Annotated in this window: 13 protein-coding genes; 4 read left to right on the top strand and 9 right to left on the bottom strand. The window is 73.7% G+C overall.

What is annotated here, in order from left to right:
* Position 1: 1 nt before the first annotated feature.
* The 9 genes from F8568_RS08060 to F8568_RS08020 are packed head-to-tail and all read right to left on the bottom strand — an operon-like array spanning position 2 to position 9688.
* Positions 2-1471 carry a dihydroorotase gene (locus tag F8568_RS08060; RefSeq protein ID WP_151592863.1) on the bottom strand — a complete coding sequence of 490 codons (1470 nt, stop codon included), beginning with the start codon at positions 1469-1471 and terminating at the stop codon, positions 2-4.
* 42 nt (positions 1472-1513) lie between these two features.
* Positions 1514-2878, bottom strand: a complete 1365-nt coding sequence (locus F8568_RS08055; protein WP_202124658.1) for an FAD-dependent oxidoreductase — start codon at positions 2876-2878, stop codon at positions 1514-1516.
* 55 nt (positions 2879-2933) lie between these two features.
* Positions 2934-3569 (bottom strand): aspartate/glutamate racemase family protein, encoded by a 636-nt coding sequence (locus tag F8568_RS08050; RefSeq protein WP_151592862.1) that lies wholly within the window; start codon positions 3567-3569, stop codon positions 2934-2936.
* Positions 3569-4930 carry an MmgE/PrpD family protein gene (locus F8568_RS08045; RefSeq protein ID WP_202124657.1) on the bottom strand — a complete coding sequence of 454 codons (1362 nt, stop codon included), beginning with the start codon at positions 4928-4930 and terminating at the stop codon, positions 3569-3571. The genes F8568_RS08050 and F8568_RS08045 overlap by 1 nt, the downstream gene beginning before the upstream one ends.
* Positions 4927-5628, bottom strand: coding sequence for an ABC transporter ATP-binding protein (locus F8568_RS08040; protein ID WP_151592861.1), 702 nt, complete (start codon positions 5626-5628; stop codon positions 4927-4929). The genes F8568_RS08045 and F8568_RS08040 overlap by 4 nt, the downstream gene beginning before the upstream one ends.
* Complete coding sequence (locus F8568_RS08035) at positions 5615-6349, bottom strand: ABC transporter ATP-binding protein (protein ID WP_202124656.1); 735 nt, start codon at positions 6347-6349, stop codon at positions 5615-5617. Before F8568_RS08035 ends, F8568_RS08040 begins: the two co-directional genes overlap by 14 nt.
* Positions 6346-7404 carry a branched-chain amino acid ABC transporter permease gene (locus F8568_RS08030; protein ID WP_151592859.1) on the bottom strand — a complete coding sequence of 353 codons (1059 nt, stop codon included), beginning with the start codon at positions 7402-7404 and terminating at the stop codon, positions 6346-6348. Before F8568_RS08030 ends, F8568_RS08035 begins: the two co-directional genes overlap by 4 nt.
* A 50-nt stretch (positions 7405-7454) precedes the next feature.
* Positions 7455-8438 (bottom strand): branched-chain amino acid ABC transporter permease, encoded by a 984-nt coding sequence (locus tag F8568_RS08025; protein WP_151592858.1) that lies wholly within the window; start codon positions 8436-8438, stop codon positions 7455-7457.
* Entirely contained in the window at positions 8435-9688 is a 1254-nt protein-coding gene (locus F8568_RS08020; RefSeq protein ID WP_151592857.1) for an ABC transporter substrate-binding protein, read from the bottom strand. The genes F8568_RS08025 and F8568_RS08020 overlap by 4 nt, the downstream gene beginning before the upstream one ends.
* Before the next feature lie 237 nt (positions 9689-9925).
* Here F8568_RS08020 and F8568_RS08015 point away from each other — a divergent pair, with 237 nt between their 5' ends.
* Genes F8568_RS08015 through F8568_RS08000 form a run of 4 tightly spaced genes read left to right on the top strand, consistent with a single transcriptional unit; the run spans position 9926 to position 14242 of the window.
* The gene (locus F8568_RS08015) at positions 9926-11113 is read left to right on the top strand and encodes a CaiB/BaiF CoA transferase family protein (protein ID WP_151592856.1); all 1188 of its coding nucleotides are present in this window, start codon (positions 9926-9928) and stop codon (positions 11111-11113) included.
* A complete protein-coding gene (locus F8568_RS08010; protein WP_151592855.1) occupies positions 11110-12027 on the top strand; it encodes an HpcH/HpaI aldolase/citrate lyase family protein in 918 nt (305 codons plus the stop codon). Before F8568_RS08015 ends, F8568_RS08010 begins: the two co-directional genes overlap by 4 nt.
* Entirely contained in the window at positions 12024-12842 is an 819-nt protein-coding gene (locus F8568_RS08005; RefSeq protein WP_151592854.1) for a cyclase family protein, read from the top strand. The genes F8568_RS08010 and F8568_RS08005 overlap by 4 nt, the downstream gene beginning before the upstream one ends.
* Entirely contained in the window at positions 12839-14242 is a 1404-nt protein-coding gene (locus F8568_RS08000) for an MmgE/PrpD family protein (RefSeq protein WP_202124655.1), read from the top strand. Before F8568_RS08005 ends, F8568_RS08000 begins: the two co-directional genes overlap by 4 nt.
* The last annotated feature ends 17 nt before the right edge of the window (positions 14243-14259 follow it).

Genomic DNA, 14259 nt, shown 5'->3' with positions numbered 1-14259 from the left:
GTCAGCGGCCGCGCCGCAGGTACTTGCCGACCGGGTCGCCGAGCACCTTCCCGCCGGAGTACACGTGGTTGCCGCGCACGAAGGTGTCGGTGACCTTCGCGGTCATCGGGAAGCCCTCGAACGGGGTGTACTCCTGCGTGGACTCGGAGTCGGCGGCGCGGACCGTCCAGGACACGTCCGGGTCGACCAGCGCGATGTCGGCGTCGTAGCCCTCGGCGATGGCGCCCTTGGTGAGCAGGCCGTAGCGGCGGGCCGGGTTCCAGGAGGTCAGCTGCGCGACGCGCTGCAGCGGCAGCCCGCGCTTGATCCCCTCGCCGACCAGGCCGGGCAGCAGGTACTCGGCGCCGCCGAACCCCGACTTGGCGAGGAAGATGTCGTCGCGGTCGGCGCCGAACTTCATCTCGTCGCGGCAGCAGGCGTGGTCGCTGACGACCCAGTCGACCTCGCCGGCCAGGACGTGCCGCCACAGCGCCTCGACGTCCTCGCGGTCGCGCAACGGCGGGTTGACCTTGCCGCCCAGGCCGTGCGCGGTGTCGACGTCGGCGAGCAGGTGCCCGATGGTGACCTCGCGGCGGAAGTCGATGTGCGGGAACGCCGACGCCATGGTCAGCGCCGCCGACAGCGCCTTCTCCGACGACAGGTGCAGCAGGTTGATGTTCGGCAGGCCCGTCTCGTGCGCCAGGTACGACGCGATGGTGACGGCCAGGCCCTCCGAGTGCGGCGGGCGCGACGCGCTGTAGGCGCGCAGGCCGGTCAGCTCGCCCTCCTGCTCGACCATCTTGGTGTACGCCGTCATGATCTCGGCGGTCTCGCAGTGCAGCGACAGCGAGATGTGGTCGGCGTAGTCGGACAGCTGCTCGCGGGCCTTCTGGATCCCGCGCATGACGAACTCGAAGTGCGCGATGTCGTACCGCTCGTCCGGCGGCGTCATCAGGAACTCGCTCTGGCTGGTGGAGCGGCCGTGCAGCCCGTGGCTGCCGTAGAACATGAAGATCTTGAACGAGGTGACGCCGTGCTCCTCGACGAGGTAGGGGATCTCGCCGATGTGCTCGGCCATCATCGGCGCCAGGTGGAACGCGTAGTCGACGTAGGCGTTGCCGCTGGCGGCGCTCAGCACCTCGGGGAAGAACTCGCGGTACGGGCCGCCCTTGTTCAGGTAGTACTGCCCGGTCCGCATGTAGGTCAGCGAGGTGGTGACGCCGCCCTGCGCGCTGGCGCGGCTCTCCGAACGGGTGTCGGCGGCCAGCTCGTTGTAGATGCCCCAATGCTGGTGGGCGTCGACGACGCCCGGGAACGCCAGCTTGCCACCGCCGTCGACCACCTTCGCCGCGTCGTCATCGGGAAGGTCGGCCGCAAGGCGGACGATGGTGCCGTCGTTGACGGCGATGTCGAGGCGCTCGGGCTCGGCGCCCTCGGGGGCGTCGGGACGGACCACCCGCACGTTCTTCAGCAGCAGCTCGGTCGTGGCCAATTCATCTCTCCTCAGTGTCGTGGGGTGGTCGCTGGAAAATGGTCAGGTGCGGCGGCGGGCGACGTCGCCGGCGGCCAGGTAGGCGAGCCCGAAGGCGGGCAGCAGCCCGTTGCCGGGCAGGTAGCCGTCGGCGCCGTGGCCGGAGATCCCGGCCGCCGCGCCGCCCGCCGCGTACAGGCCGGGAATGGGGCGGTCGTCGTGGTCGACGACGGCGGCGTCCTCGTTGACGATCAGCCCGCCCTGGGTGTGGAACAGCGCCGGGACGACCCGGACGGCCGCGTACGGCGCGGCGAGCGGGCGCTCCCAGTTGGTGCGGCCGTGCTCGTCGGCGCGCTCGCCGCGCGCGACGGCGGCGGCGGTCTCCAGCTCGGCGGCGAGGGCGCCGGCGGGCAGGCCGGTGGCCTTGGCGAGGCCGTCGGCGTCGTCGGCCCAGACCAGCACGCCCGACTCGACGGTGTCGCGGAAGTCCTTGAACGGCTCGCACTGGTGGAAGATCGTCTCGTCCAGGACGATCCAGCCGGTCGCGCCGGGCCGGGCGGCCAGCTCGGCGGCGTACTCGGAGTAGCCGCGGGTCTCGTCGCCGAACCGGCGCCCCTCCAGATCCACCATGATCGCGCCGTGGATGATCGTCGCCCAGCCGACGAGGGTGCCCGCGCCGGCGGCGACGGCGCCGTGGCCCTGGTAGGCGTCGAGGTAGCCGGTGGCGGCGCCGAGGCCGCCGCCGATCCGCAGCGCGTCGCCGAGCGACTGGTCGCTGCCCTGGTAGAGGGCGTCGGCGATCTCCGGGAGGTGGCGGCGGACGAGGTCCCGGTCGGCGCCGAACCCGTTGGTGGCCAGCAGCACGGCCCGGGTCGGGATCTCCTCCTCGGTGCCGTCGGGGTACCGGACGACGGCCGCGCGGACGGCGCCGTCCCCGCCGGTCACCACGTTGGTCAGCTTCGCGGGGACGAGCAGGTCGATGCCCGGGTGCGCGCGGGCGCGGCGGGCCAGGTGGTCGATCACGCCGGAGCCGTGCCGTCCGGGGACGGAGTGGCAGCGCGTGACGGAGTGGCCCGGATAGTTGAAGTCGGTGACCAGGTCGAGCGGCAGCTCCACCGCGTCGGCGAGCCACTCGACCAGCGGCGCGCTCACCCGCGCGAGCGTGCGGGCGAGGCGGGCGTCGGCCTTGCCCTTGGTCTTGGCCATGATGTCGTCGACGAACCGGTCCGGCGAGTCGTCCACGCCCTGCTCGGCCTGCCAGCGCGAGCCCGCGCCGGGGAACATCGCGGTGGACATCGACGTGTTGTTGCCGCGCCGGAAGTGCTCGCTGGACTCCACGACGACCACGCTCAACCCCAGCTCGGCGGCGCGCAGCGCCCCGGCGAGGCCGCCACCGGCGCCCGCCACGACGAGATCGATGTCGCTCATGCGCACCTCCTGCGCTCCTCGGTAAGAACGCCGGTCACGCTCTCGCTTTGCCCGGTCATGACGCCCTCCCGGCGACGAGGACCCGCAACGCGAGCGCGGTCGGGTCGACGACCTCCGCCCGGAACCGGCCCTCCTCGACGTCCACGGCGGAGCAGCCGTTGATCACGGCGGCGGCGCCCTGCGCGGCGAGCGCGTCGACGGCCGCGCCGAGCGCGGCGTTCCACGACTCGCCCTCGGCGACGGCGTCGAACGGCAGGTCCAGCACGGCGATGCCGGCGACGTAGGCGTCCAGCCCGTAGGCCTTGAGGCGGCGGCCCAGCTCCGCGCCGATCGCCTCGTTCCGCACCACGGCACCGAAACGGACATTCTTCGCAGCAAGCGCCATGCTACTCAGCTTCAGCAGTCCGTTGACCGGAACGCGCTGGTCAGCGGGCCCGTCCGGGACGGACGGGTCGAGCACGCAGTCGGGGAAGACCACGTCCCAGTCCCCGTCGGCGGCGGCCACCGCGGCGGCGACCTCGCGCTCGGAGACCCGGATCGACTCCTCGTCGTCCAGCGATCCCGGGGCGCCCGGCCCGACGTCGCGCAGCTCGATCGCCAGGCCGGGCGGGGCTAGCCGGTCGTAGCGGGCCTGCCGCCGCGTGATCTCCTCGGGCGGCAGGTGGATCGGCGTCACGGACAGTGCGCGCATCAGCTCGGCTCCTTCTCGGCGGTGTCGCCGGCCAGCCCGCGCAGCGCGCCGCCGACGCGGGGCAGTGCGGGCAGGTCGCGGGCGACCGCGGCGGCGCGGTCGACCAGGGCGGCGCGGCCCGGCAGCCACGCCTTGAGCATCCGGACCACGTCCGGTCCGGTGAGCGGCTCGTGGTCGGCGTCGCCGACCGGGTTCGGCTGCTCGCGGGTGAGGGACGTGCCGTCGTCCAGCTCGATCGTCACGCGGGCGGCGCGCTCGGCGGGCAGCCGCGCGGTCAGGTCGTCGGCGGCGGCCAGGCGGACGCGGCGGGCGAGGGCGCGCAGCCCCGGGTCGCCGAGCCGGGCGGCGCCGGAGGCGCCCGGCCCGACCTCGCCGTCCAGCAGCGCGGTCGCGACGACGAACGGGGTGGAGAACATCGCCGACAGCCGGTTGTCCCACTCGGGCGACCCGAGCCCGGAGCCGAGCGCGTGCGTCTCGACGAGGATCCGGGTGATCCTCGACGGGTCGACGTCCGCGCGCAGCGGCAGCACCGCGTCGGCGGCCGGATGAGTGAACGAGCACGACGCGTGCCGCTTGAAGTAGCCGCGCGTGATGTCCCAGCGCTCGCCGAGCCCGCCGGTCAGCCCGGCGGGCTCGAACGCGCCGAGCAGGTCGCCGAGCGAGCCGCCCGCCGTGCCGGTGCAGCGGGCGATCCCGGCGGCGGCCATCCGCGCCGCGACCAGCCCGGACATGTTGGACGCGCCCATCCACGCGTCACGGACCGGGTTCCCGTCCGTGGCGGACGAGAAGTGGCCCGCGACCGGCAGCCCGGCGCCGGTGTCGATCGCGGCGGCGGTCGCCTCGGGGCCGAGGCCGAGCAGCCGGGCGCAGCCGGCGGCGGCGCCCGCGACGCCCCAGCTGCCGTGCGGGTGCGCGCCCGGCCGCAGCGCCGTCGCCCGCCCGAACCGGGACGCGACCTCGTAGGCGACGAGCAGCGCCGCCGCCGTGTCCGGGCCCGTCGCGTCCCGCTCGGACGCCAGCGCCAGCACCGCCGGGAACCCGTGCGCCGCCGGATGGCCCTTGGCGTACTTGTTGCCCTCGTCCAGCTCCAGCGAGACCAGCGCCATCGCGTTCAGCCAGGCGGCGGCGTCCGCAGTGGCGGTCCGGCCCGCGCCGATCAGCGGGGCGGGGCCGTCCGGAGCGTTCCACGCCGACCGCAGCGCGGCCTGCTCGTCCAGCGCCGCGCCGAGCGCCGTCACACCGAAGGTGTCCAGCAGGACCAGCGACAGCCGGTCGAGCACGGGGCGCGGCACGTCCGCCGCGTCCAGCCCGGCGGCCCACTCCCCCAGCCTCTCGGCGGCCTTCTTCGCTTCCTTGTTCACAATCCCAGGTAGGCCTTCCTGACCGCGGCGGATCCGGCCAGCTCGGCGCCCGTCCCGTGCAGCACGGCCGAGCCGCTCTCCAGCACGTAGGCGCGGTCGGCGATGCCGAGCGCCTGCTTGGCGTTCTGCTCGACGAGCAGCACCGACACGCCGGTGTCGCGGATCGCCTTGACCGCGTCGAGCACCGCCCAGGTGAGCTTGGGCGACAGGCCGGTGGACGGCTCGTCCAGCATCAGCAGCTTCGGCCGGGCCATCAGCGCGCGGCCGATCGCGAGCATCTGCTGCTGCCCGCCGGAGAACGTCTGCGCGATCGTGGAGCGGCGCTCGGCGAGCACGGGGAACAGCGCGAAGACCTCGCGCATGTCCTTGTCGATCTCCGCGACCGGCCGCGTCCAGGCGCCCATCCGCAGGTTCTCCTCGACGGTGAGCGTGCCGAACAGCGCCCGGTCCTCGGGGACGTGGACGAGGCCGTCGCGGACGAGCTGGTCAGGACGGCGCCCGGCGGTGGACGCGCCGCCGAACGTGATCGTCCCGGACGTCGCCCGCAGCTGCCCGCAGATGGCGCGCAGCGTGGTCGTCTTGCCCGCGCCGTTCGCGCCGACGAGCGCGACGATCTCGCCCTCGCCGACGCGCAGGTCGATCTCGTGCAGGATCTGCATCCGGCCGTAGCCGGCGCAGAGCTTGTCAATCCTCAGCATCGCCGGGCTCCTCTCCGAGGTAGGCCTCGATCACGCGCGGGTCGGAGGTGACCTGCTCGGCGGAGCCGGCGGCCAGCACCCGCCCCTGGTCGAGGACGAGCACCCGGTCCGACAGCCGCATGACGGCCGCCATGATGTGCTCGATGAACAGCAGCGTCGTGCCGTCCTCCTCGCGCAGCGCGGCGAGCAGGTCGAGGACGGGTTCGCGCTCGGCGGGGACGAGGCCGGCGAGCACCTCGTCCAGCAGCAGCACCTTCGGCCGCATCGCCAGGGCGCGGGCCAGCTCGAGGCGCTTCAGCCCGGCGGTCGGCAGCTCGGTCGCGGGACGGTGCGCCCACGGGCCGAGGCCGACGCGCTCCACCACGTCCATCGCCTCGCCGCGCAGCCTGCGCAGCGGCTGCCGGCGGTGCTGCGCGGCCAGGCCGACGTTCTCCAGGACGCTCATGCTCCCGAACGGCCGCATGAGCTGGAACGTGCGGACCATGCCGGCGCGGGCGATCCGGTGCGGGGCGGCGCCGGTGACGTCCTTGCGGCCGAACACGACCCGGCCGGTGTCGGGCGCGATCGCGCCGCTGATCACGTTGAACAGGGTGGTCTTCCCGGCGCCGTTCGGGCCGATGATCCCGAGGATCTCCCCCGGCTCCACCGCGAACCCGACCTCCGACAGGGCGCGCAGCCCCCGGAAGTCCTTGCCGACGCCGTCGACGTCCAGCAGCTTCACCGCCGCCACCTCGCTTGGATCGTGCCGACGATGCCCTTCGGCAGCACCCGGACGATGAGGATCAGCAGGACCGCGTACAGCGCGACGTCCAGGCCGCTGCGGCCCTGCAGGAAGTTCAGGAAGTCGGGCGGCGTGCGCAGCAGCGTCGCCGTCAGGTCCGACAGCGACCCGAGGATGATCGCGCCGACCACCGGGCCCCAGATCGTGCCGATGCCGCCGATCACCACGGTCGCGATCGCCTGGATCGACACCGAGGAGCCGAACGCCAGGTCCGGGTTCACGAACAGGTAGTACTGCGTGTAGAAGGCGCCGGCGACCGCGGTGATCGCCGCGGACAGCGCGACGGTGATCAGCTTGTAGCGCATCACCGGGGTGCCGAGCGCGGCGGCGGCCACCTCGTCGTCGCGGATCGCGGTGACGTATCGGCCCGTCCGCGAGTGCAGGAACAGGATGCTGACCAGCGCGGCGATCCCGGCGAGCGCGAGCGCCACCCAGAAGTAGGCGGGCGAGTCCGCGGCGAACTGGATCTTCCAGAGCGAGGAGCCCTGGATCAGCGGGACGCTGAACCCGACGGCCTTGTTGGTGAAGTCGGTGGTGGTGGCGATCAGCCGGAGCATCTCGGCGAACGCGAACGTCGCGAGCGCGAAGTAGGCGCCGCGCAGCTTGTAGCGGAACGCGAAGTAGCCGATGACCACGGCGACGACGGCGGCGACCGCCATCCCCGCGAGCATCCCGATCCACGGCGACACGTCGTGCTTCACCAGCAGGTACGCGCTGGTGTAGGCGCCGAGGCCGAAGAACGCGGCGTGCCCGAAGCTGAACATCCCGCCGAACCCGCTCATCACGTTCCAGCCGACGGCCATCAGCAGGAAGATCAGGATGCGGACCGCGACCGCGCCCATCGCGGGCGGCAGCACCAGCGGCAGCGGGATCGCGACGACCAGCAGCACCGCGAGGACGATCAGCTGCCGGTTCTGCGGGCGCAGCGGCGGTGCCTTGACCGGGCGGGCCGCGCCGCCCGCCTCGCGCCCGCCGGCGATGGTGAGGTCCGTCATACCTGCTCCCTGCGGGGGGACGACCCCCCGCACCCCCCGGTTCGCTCCGCTCATGACTTCCTCCCGAACAGGCCCTCGGGCCGCAGGAACAGCACGACCAGGAACACGACGAACACCCCGAGCAGCGAGCTCTGCCCGCCCATGTAGATGGTGGTGAGCTGCTCCACCAGGCCGATCAGGAGCCCGCCGACCAGCGCGCCCGCGACGTTGCCCATGCCGCCGAGCACCACCACCACGAACGCGGTGATGTTGAACTGGTCGCCGAGCGTCGGCGTCACGGTGACCAGCGGCGCGGCCAAGACGGCGGCGGCGCCGGCGCAGGCCGTCCCGATCGCGAAGGTAAGGGTGTGGACGCGGCGGACGTTCACGCCGACCAGTTCGGCGCCCTGCCCGTTCGCGGCGACCGCGCGGATCGCGGTGCCGAACCGGGTGCGGCGCAGCAGGTAGAACAGCACCGCGCCGATCAGGATCGCGCCGATGAACGCGTACAGCCGGCCGCCCGTCACCACCGCGCCGAACAGCGAGAACTGGAAGTCGCCGGGCAGCGCGACGGTCTTGGGCTCGGCGCCGAAGAACATCAGCAGGCCGTTCTCCAGCAGCAGCGACAGCCCGAGGGTGATCAGCAGCTGGTTCTCCAGCGTCGCGCCGCCGGAGCCGCTGAGCAGGCCGCGGTGCACGAACGCGCCGATCAGGAACAGCGCGGGCACCGCGATGACGAGGGTGAGGTAGGGGTGCAGGCCCGTGCCCTGCACCACCCCGAAGGCGATGAACATCGCGACGGCCAGCAGGGCGCCGTGCGCGAAGTTGACGATGTCCAGCACGCCGAAGATCAGCGTGAGGCCCATCGCGATCAGCCCGTAGAGGCCGCCGGTCAGCAGGCCGGTCACCACCGACTGCCAGACGACCAGGCCGCTGCCGGAGCGGATCAGCGCGACCGCGATGGCGATCGCGACCAGGCCGCCGGTCAGGGCGGCGCGCTTGAGGACGGGGCCGCGCAGGGCCGCCGCTCTGATGTTCGCAGTTGTGTCGCTCATGGCCGCCACGTCACCGAGTAGTTGGGCTGGGATTCGGCCTTGTCCTGGGGATAGACCTGCTTGATCTGCCCGTTCTGCACCTGCATCAGGACGGGCAGCGCGTTCTTGTTGTCGCCGTTGGGCGCGAAGGAGATCGGCCCGGTGCCGACCGTCAGCGGCTGCACCTGCGACCCGGCGATCGCGGCGCGGACCTTCTCCGGGTCGGTGCTCGCCGCCCGCTCCACGCCCTGCGCGATCACCTGGACGGCGTCGTAGGCGAGGACGGCGCCGGTCCGCATCGGCGCGCCGTACCGCTTCTGGTACTCGGCGCGCAGCTTCACCGTCGCGGGGTTCTTCGCGTCGTAGTGGTAGTTGGTGCTGAAGTAGCGCTCGCCGAGCGCGCCGACGTCGCTGACGAACTTCGGCTGGTCGAACGCGCCGTCCGAGACGCCCCAGACCGCGTTCAGATTCGGCTTGACCGCGTTGATCGCCTTGGCGGCGAGGAGCCCGTCGCGGTAGTAGCCCGCGACGGCCAGCACGTCCGCGCCGGACGCCTTGACCTGGGTGATCTGCGCGGTGAGGTCGGACGCGGTGACCGCGTCGTAGCTGATGTTCGGGCCGACCTGGATGCCGAGCTTCTTCGCGGCCTTGGCGAACGCCTCGGCGGCGCCGGTGCCGAAGTCGGTCTGCTCGTGCAGGAACGCGACCTTCCTGACGGGCTTGCCCGCCTTCTCCGAGACCTCCTTGAGGTAGCGGGCCGCCGCGCCCGCGATCGCCGCGCTGCCCGGTTGCACCCGGAACGAGTACTTGTAGCCGTGCGAGAAGATCGCGTCCGAGGCGGTGACGTCCATGACGAACGGGACGCGGTTGCGCTCGGCGACCACGGACACGTTCGTGCTGACCGCGCTCTGGTAGGTGCCGACGAGGCCGACCGCGCCTTCGGAGATGAGGCGCTGGGCCTCGCTCTGGCCGACCTCCGCCTTGCCCTGGGTGTCGCCGGTTTCCAGCTTCACCTTGCGGCCGCCCAGTGACCTGATGCCGCCGGCGGCGTTGATGGCCTCGACCGCCATCTGCGCGCCGCGCCGCATCTGCTGGCCGTCGACCGCGTTCGCGCCGCTGACCGGGTGCAGGGCGCCGATCTTCACCGGGCCGCTGTCGCGCCCGGCCCCGGCCCCGGCGGCGCCGGAGGGCGCCGAGCCGCCGCAGCCGGCGGTGGCGGCCAGCAGGGCCGCGCACGCGCCGAGCCCGGCGACGAGCTTTCGAGCCGACATTCACCTCTCCTGCCCGCCCGGCGCAGGCTCTCCGCGATCGTTCCGCTAAGAGGAACGCCGGGCCACTGATGCGTCATGGTGGCATCCATCACGTGATCCGGTCAATATCTAGGTGAAACTTGACGGAACTCGACAGCCGGTGCCAACTTGAAGACGGCCGGCCCGGACACGGCGCCGGAACACGGACGTAACATTGTTCCGCTTAGAGAAACGATCAGACCGAAGGCGGTACCGCCCATGCCCGACGCCCTGTCCGGAGTCCGCGTGCTCGACGCGGCGACCTTGTTCGCCGGGCCGCTGGCGGCCACGCTGCTCGCCGACTTCGGGGCCGAGGTCATCAAGATCGAGCACCCGAAGGGCGACCCGGTGCGCAGCCACGGCGCCCGCCGCGACGGGGTCGGGCTGTGGTGGAAGATGCTCGGCCGCAACAAGAAGGCGATCACCCTCTACCTCGGCTCCCCGGAGGGCCAGGAGCTCTTCCGTCGGCTCGCCGCCGACGCCGACGTGGTGATCGAGAACTTCCGGCCCGGCACCCTGGAGCGCTGGGGCCTCGGCTACGACGAGCTGAAGAAGATCAACCCCGGGCTGGTGCTGGCCCGCGTCACCGGGTTCGGGCAGACCGGCCCCTACGCGCGGCGGCCCGGGTTCGGCACGCTCGCCGAGGCGATGAGCGGGTTCGCCGCGATCACCGGCGAGCCGGACGGGCCGCCCACCCTGCCGCCGTTCGGCCTCGCCGACGGGATCGCCGCGCTGACCACCGCGTTCGCGGTCATGACAGCGCTGCGTGCGCGCGAGGCGACCGGCGAGGGCCAGGTCATCGACCTGGCGATCATCGAGCCGATCCTCACCCTGCTCGGCCCGCAGATCATCACCTACGACCAGCTCGGCGAGCTGCAGGCCCGCACCGGTAACCGGTCGCACAACAACGCGCCGCGCAACACCTACCGGACCCGCGACGGCGGCTGGGTCGCGATCTCCACCAGCGCGCAGTCCATCGCCGAGCGGGTCATGCGGCTGGTCGGCCGGCCCGAGTTCATCGACGAGCCGTGGTTCGGCACCGGCGCCGAACGCGCCGAGCACGCCGACGAGCTGGACGAGGCCGTCGGCTCGTGGATCGCGCGGCGCGACCGCGACGAGGTCGTCAGGGCGTTCGAGGAGGCCGAGGCCGCCGTCGCGCCGATCTACACCGCCGCCGACGTGATGACCGACCCGCAGTTCGCGGCGCTCGGCACCATCGCCACCGTCCCCGACGACGAGCTCGGCCCGGTGAAGATGCAGAACGTGCTGTTCCGGCTGTCGCGGACGCCCGGGCACATCGACTCGGCCGGGCCGCCGCTCGGCGCGCACACCGCCGAGATCCTCGGCCGCTACGGGGTAGGCGAGGCGGAGCTGGACGAACTGCGCGCCAAGGGGGTGGTCAGGTGACCGGCCCGGAGCATCCGCACCGGACCTGGCTGTACGTCCCCGGCGACCGCCGCGACCGCATCGGCAAGGCGCTGGACTCGGCCGCCGACGCGGTGATCCTCGACCTGGAGGACGCCGTCGCGACCGGCGCCAAGGAGACCGCGCGCCGCACCGTCGCCGCCGTCCTGGCCGAGGGACGCCGCGCCTACGTGCGGATCAACGCGCCCGGCACCCCCGACGGCACCGCCGACATCGGGCTGCTGGCGTCCGCGCCCGGCGCGCTCGCCGGGGTCCGGATCCCCAAGTGCGAGGACCCGGACGCGCTGCGCCGCGTCGCCGACGCGCTCGGCGTGCCGGTGTTCCCCGTCCTGGAGTCGGCGCTCGGCGTGGAGAACGCGCTCGCCCTCGCCACCGCGCACCCGCTCGTCGCCGGGATCTCGCTCGGCGAGGCCGACCTGTCCGCCGACCTGCGGGTGACCGGCGGCGACGCGCTGGCCTGGCCGCGCTCGCGGGTGGTCGTCGCCGCCCGCGCCGCCGGGCTGCCGTCCCCGCCGCAGAGCGTGTGGACCGCCGTCCGCGACCTGGACGGCCTGCGCGCCGACACCGCCGCGGGGCACCGGGCCGGGTTCTTCGGCCGGTCGGTGATCCACCCCGCGCAGATCCCCGTCGTCCACGAGGCGTGCGCGCCCGACCCCGGCGACGTCGCCTGGGCGCGCGACCTCATGGACCGGCTCACCGCGCGCGACGGCACGGCCGGCGCCGCCGCCTGGATCGACTCCGCCGGCCGGTTCGTGGACAAGGCGGTCGTCGAGCGCGCCCGCTGGATCCTCGCCGTCGCCGCGTCCGCCCACCGCCCTGCCGCGCCCCAGGAAGCCGCCCCGCAGAAAGCCGCACCGCAGAAAGCCGCACCGCAGAAAGAAGGCTCCCCGTCATGACCACGCAGGATCCGCTGCTCGCGGCGGTCGCCCGCGGCGTCCGCCTGATCGAGCTCGGCCAGCCGTTCTTCACCGGCATGCCCTGCTCCCCCAACCATCCCGGGTTCCGGATGACGCTGATCCGCCGGCACGGCGACATGCGGCGCCCGGACGGCGGCTCGGCCGCCAACGAGATCATCGTGACCGGCGGGCACGTCGGCACTCACATCGACGCGCTCTCGCACGTCAGCCACGACGGCGCGCTGCACGGCGGGGTCGACGCCGCCGAGGCGCAGCGCGGCGGGGCGTTCACCAGCCACGGCGCCGAGAACCTGCCGGGGCTGCTGCGCCGCGGCGTTTTGCTCGACGTCGCCGCCGTGCACGGCGTCGCGACGCTGCAGCCCGGCTACGGGGTGACCGCCGAGGACCTGGACCTCGCCGCGAAGCGCGCCGGGGCCGAGCCCGGCGAGGGCGACGTCGCGCTGATCCGCACCGGCTGGTCGCGCAACTTCGGCGACACCGCCGCCTACCTCGGCAAGGAGACCGGCGTGCCCGGCGCGACGCCGGACGCGGCCCGCTGGCTGGCGGACCGCGGGATCGTCGCGACCGGCGCCGACACCACCGCCTACGAGCAGATTCCGGCGGGCGCAGGCCACGCGGTGCTGCCCGTCCACCGGATCCTGCTGGTCGAGTCGGGGATCTTCATCATGGAGCACCTGAACCTGGAGGCGCTCGCCGAGTCCGGGCTGCACGAGTTCGCGTTCGTGCTCGCCCCGCTGCGGATCACCGGCGGCACCGGCTCCCCCGTCCGCCCGCTCGCGGCGGTGTCGGCATGACCGCGCCCACGCCGGTGCAGCGGCTCGCCGCGCTCGCCGCCGACGCGCGCGCGGACGGGCTGCCCGCCGACCTGCGCGCCGACGCCGCGCGCCGCGTCCTCGACGCCCTCGGCAACAGCCTCGGCGCGACCGGCGAGGCCCCGGCCCGCGCGGTCGGCGAGCTGGTCGCCGAATGGGGCGGCGCGGGACGCGCCACCGCGATCGGCACCGGCGCCCGGCTGCCCGAGCCCAGCGCCGCGCTGCTCAACGGCACCCTCGCCCACTCGCTGGACTTCGACGACACGCACCTGCCGTCGGTGCTGCACCCGTCCGCGTCGGTCGTGCCCGCGTCGCTCGCCGCCGCCGAGGCGCGCGGCGCCACCGGCGCGGCGCTGCTGGACGCGGTGGGCGTCGGCGTGGAGATCACCGTCCGGCTCGGCATGGCCGGGTACGACCGGGAGCTGGGCAACTCGGTGTTCTTCGAGCGCGGCCAGCACGCCACCGCGATCTGCGGCGCCGTCGGGGCGGCGGCGTCGGCCGCGATGCTGTCCGGCCTGGACGCGGGCGGGATCGCCGACGCGATGGGGATCGCCGCCAGCATGGGCTCGGGAATTTTGGAGGCCAACCGGACCGGCGGGACCGTCAAGCGGATCCACTGCGGCTGGGCCGCGCACGCCGCCGTCACCGCCGCCGGCCTCGCCCGCACCGGCATCACCGGCCCGCCGACCGTGTTCGAGGGACGGTTCGGGTTCCTGCAGGCATGGTGCGGCGACCAGGTCGACCTGGACGCGCTCACCGACCGGCTCGGCGAGCACTGGGAACTGCCCGGGATCTTCTTCAAGCCCTACCCGTGCAACCACTTCACCCACGCGGGCATCGACGCCGCGCTGCGGCTTCGCGCGCGCGGGCTCGACCCGTCCGACGTCGAGGGCATCGAGCTGGGCGCGCCGACGGCCGTCCTGCGGACGATCGGCGAGCCCCGCGAAGACAAGGTCCGTCCGAAGTCCGGCTACCACGCCGCGTTCTCCGGGCCGTACACGGTCGCGGCGGCGCTGCTCGGCGGCGGCGGGCTCGGCGTCTTCCACGAGGACTTCACCGACGAGGCTGCGGCGGACCCGGAACGGCTCGCGCTGGCCGCCAAGGTCCGGTGCGTGCCGGACGCCCGCTGCGACGAGATCTTCCCGCACCAGTTCCCGGCCGTCCTGCGGGTGGCGACCCGCGGCGGCGCCGTCCTTGAGGAGCGCGTGGACGCCAACCGCGGCGGACCCGGCAACCCGCTGTCCGCCGAGGAGCTGGCGACCAAGTTCCGCCTCAACGCCGCCCGCCGGGTCTCCGCCGAGCAGGCCGACCGGATCACCGACCTGGCCTACGGCCTGGCCGGCCTGGAGGACCTGAGCGCCCTCACCGCCCTCCTCGCCTGACCCGCCCGACGTTCACT

Source organism: Actinomadura physcomitrii (genome assembly GCF_008923205.2).
Taxonomy (GTDB): domain Bacteria; phylum Actinomycetota; class Actinomycetes; order Streptosporangiales; family Streptosporangiaceae; genus Spirillospora; species Spirillospora physcomitrii.
The sequence above is the reverse complement of the archived record's forward strand: the minus strand, read 5'-3'. Positions and strand labels throughout refer to the sequence as shown.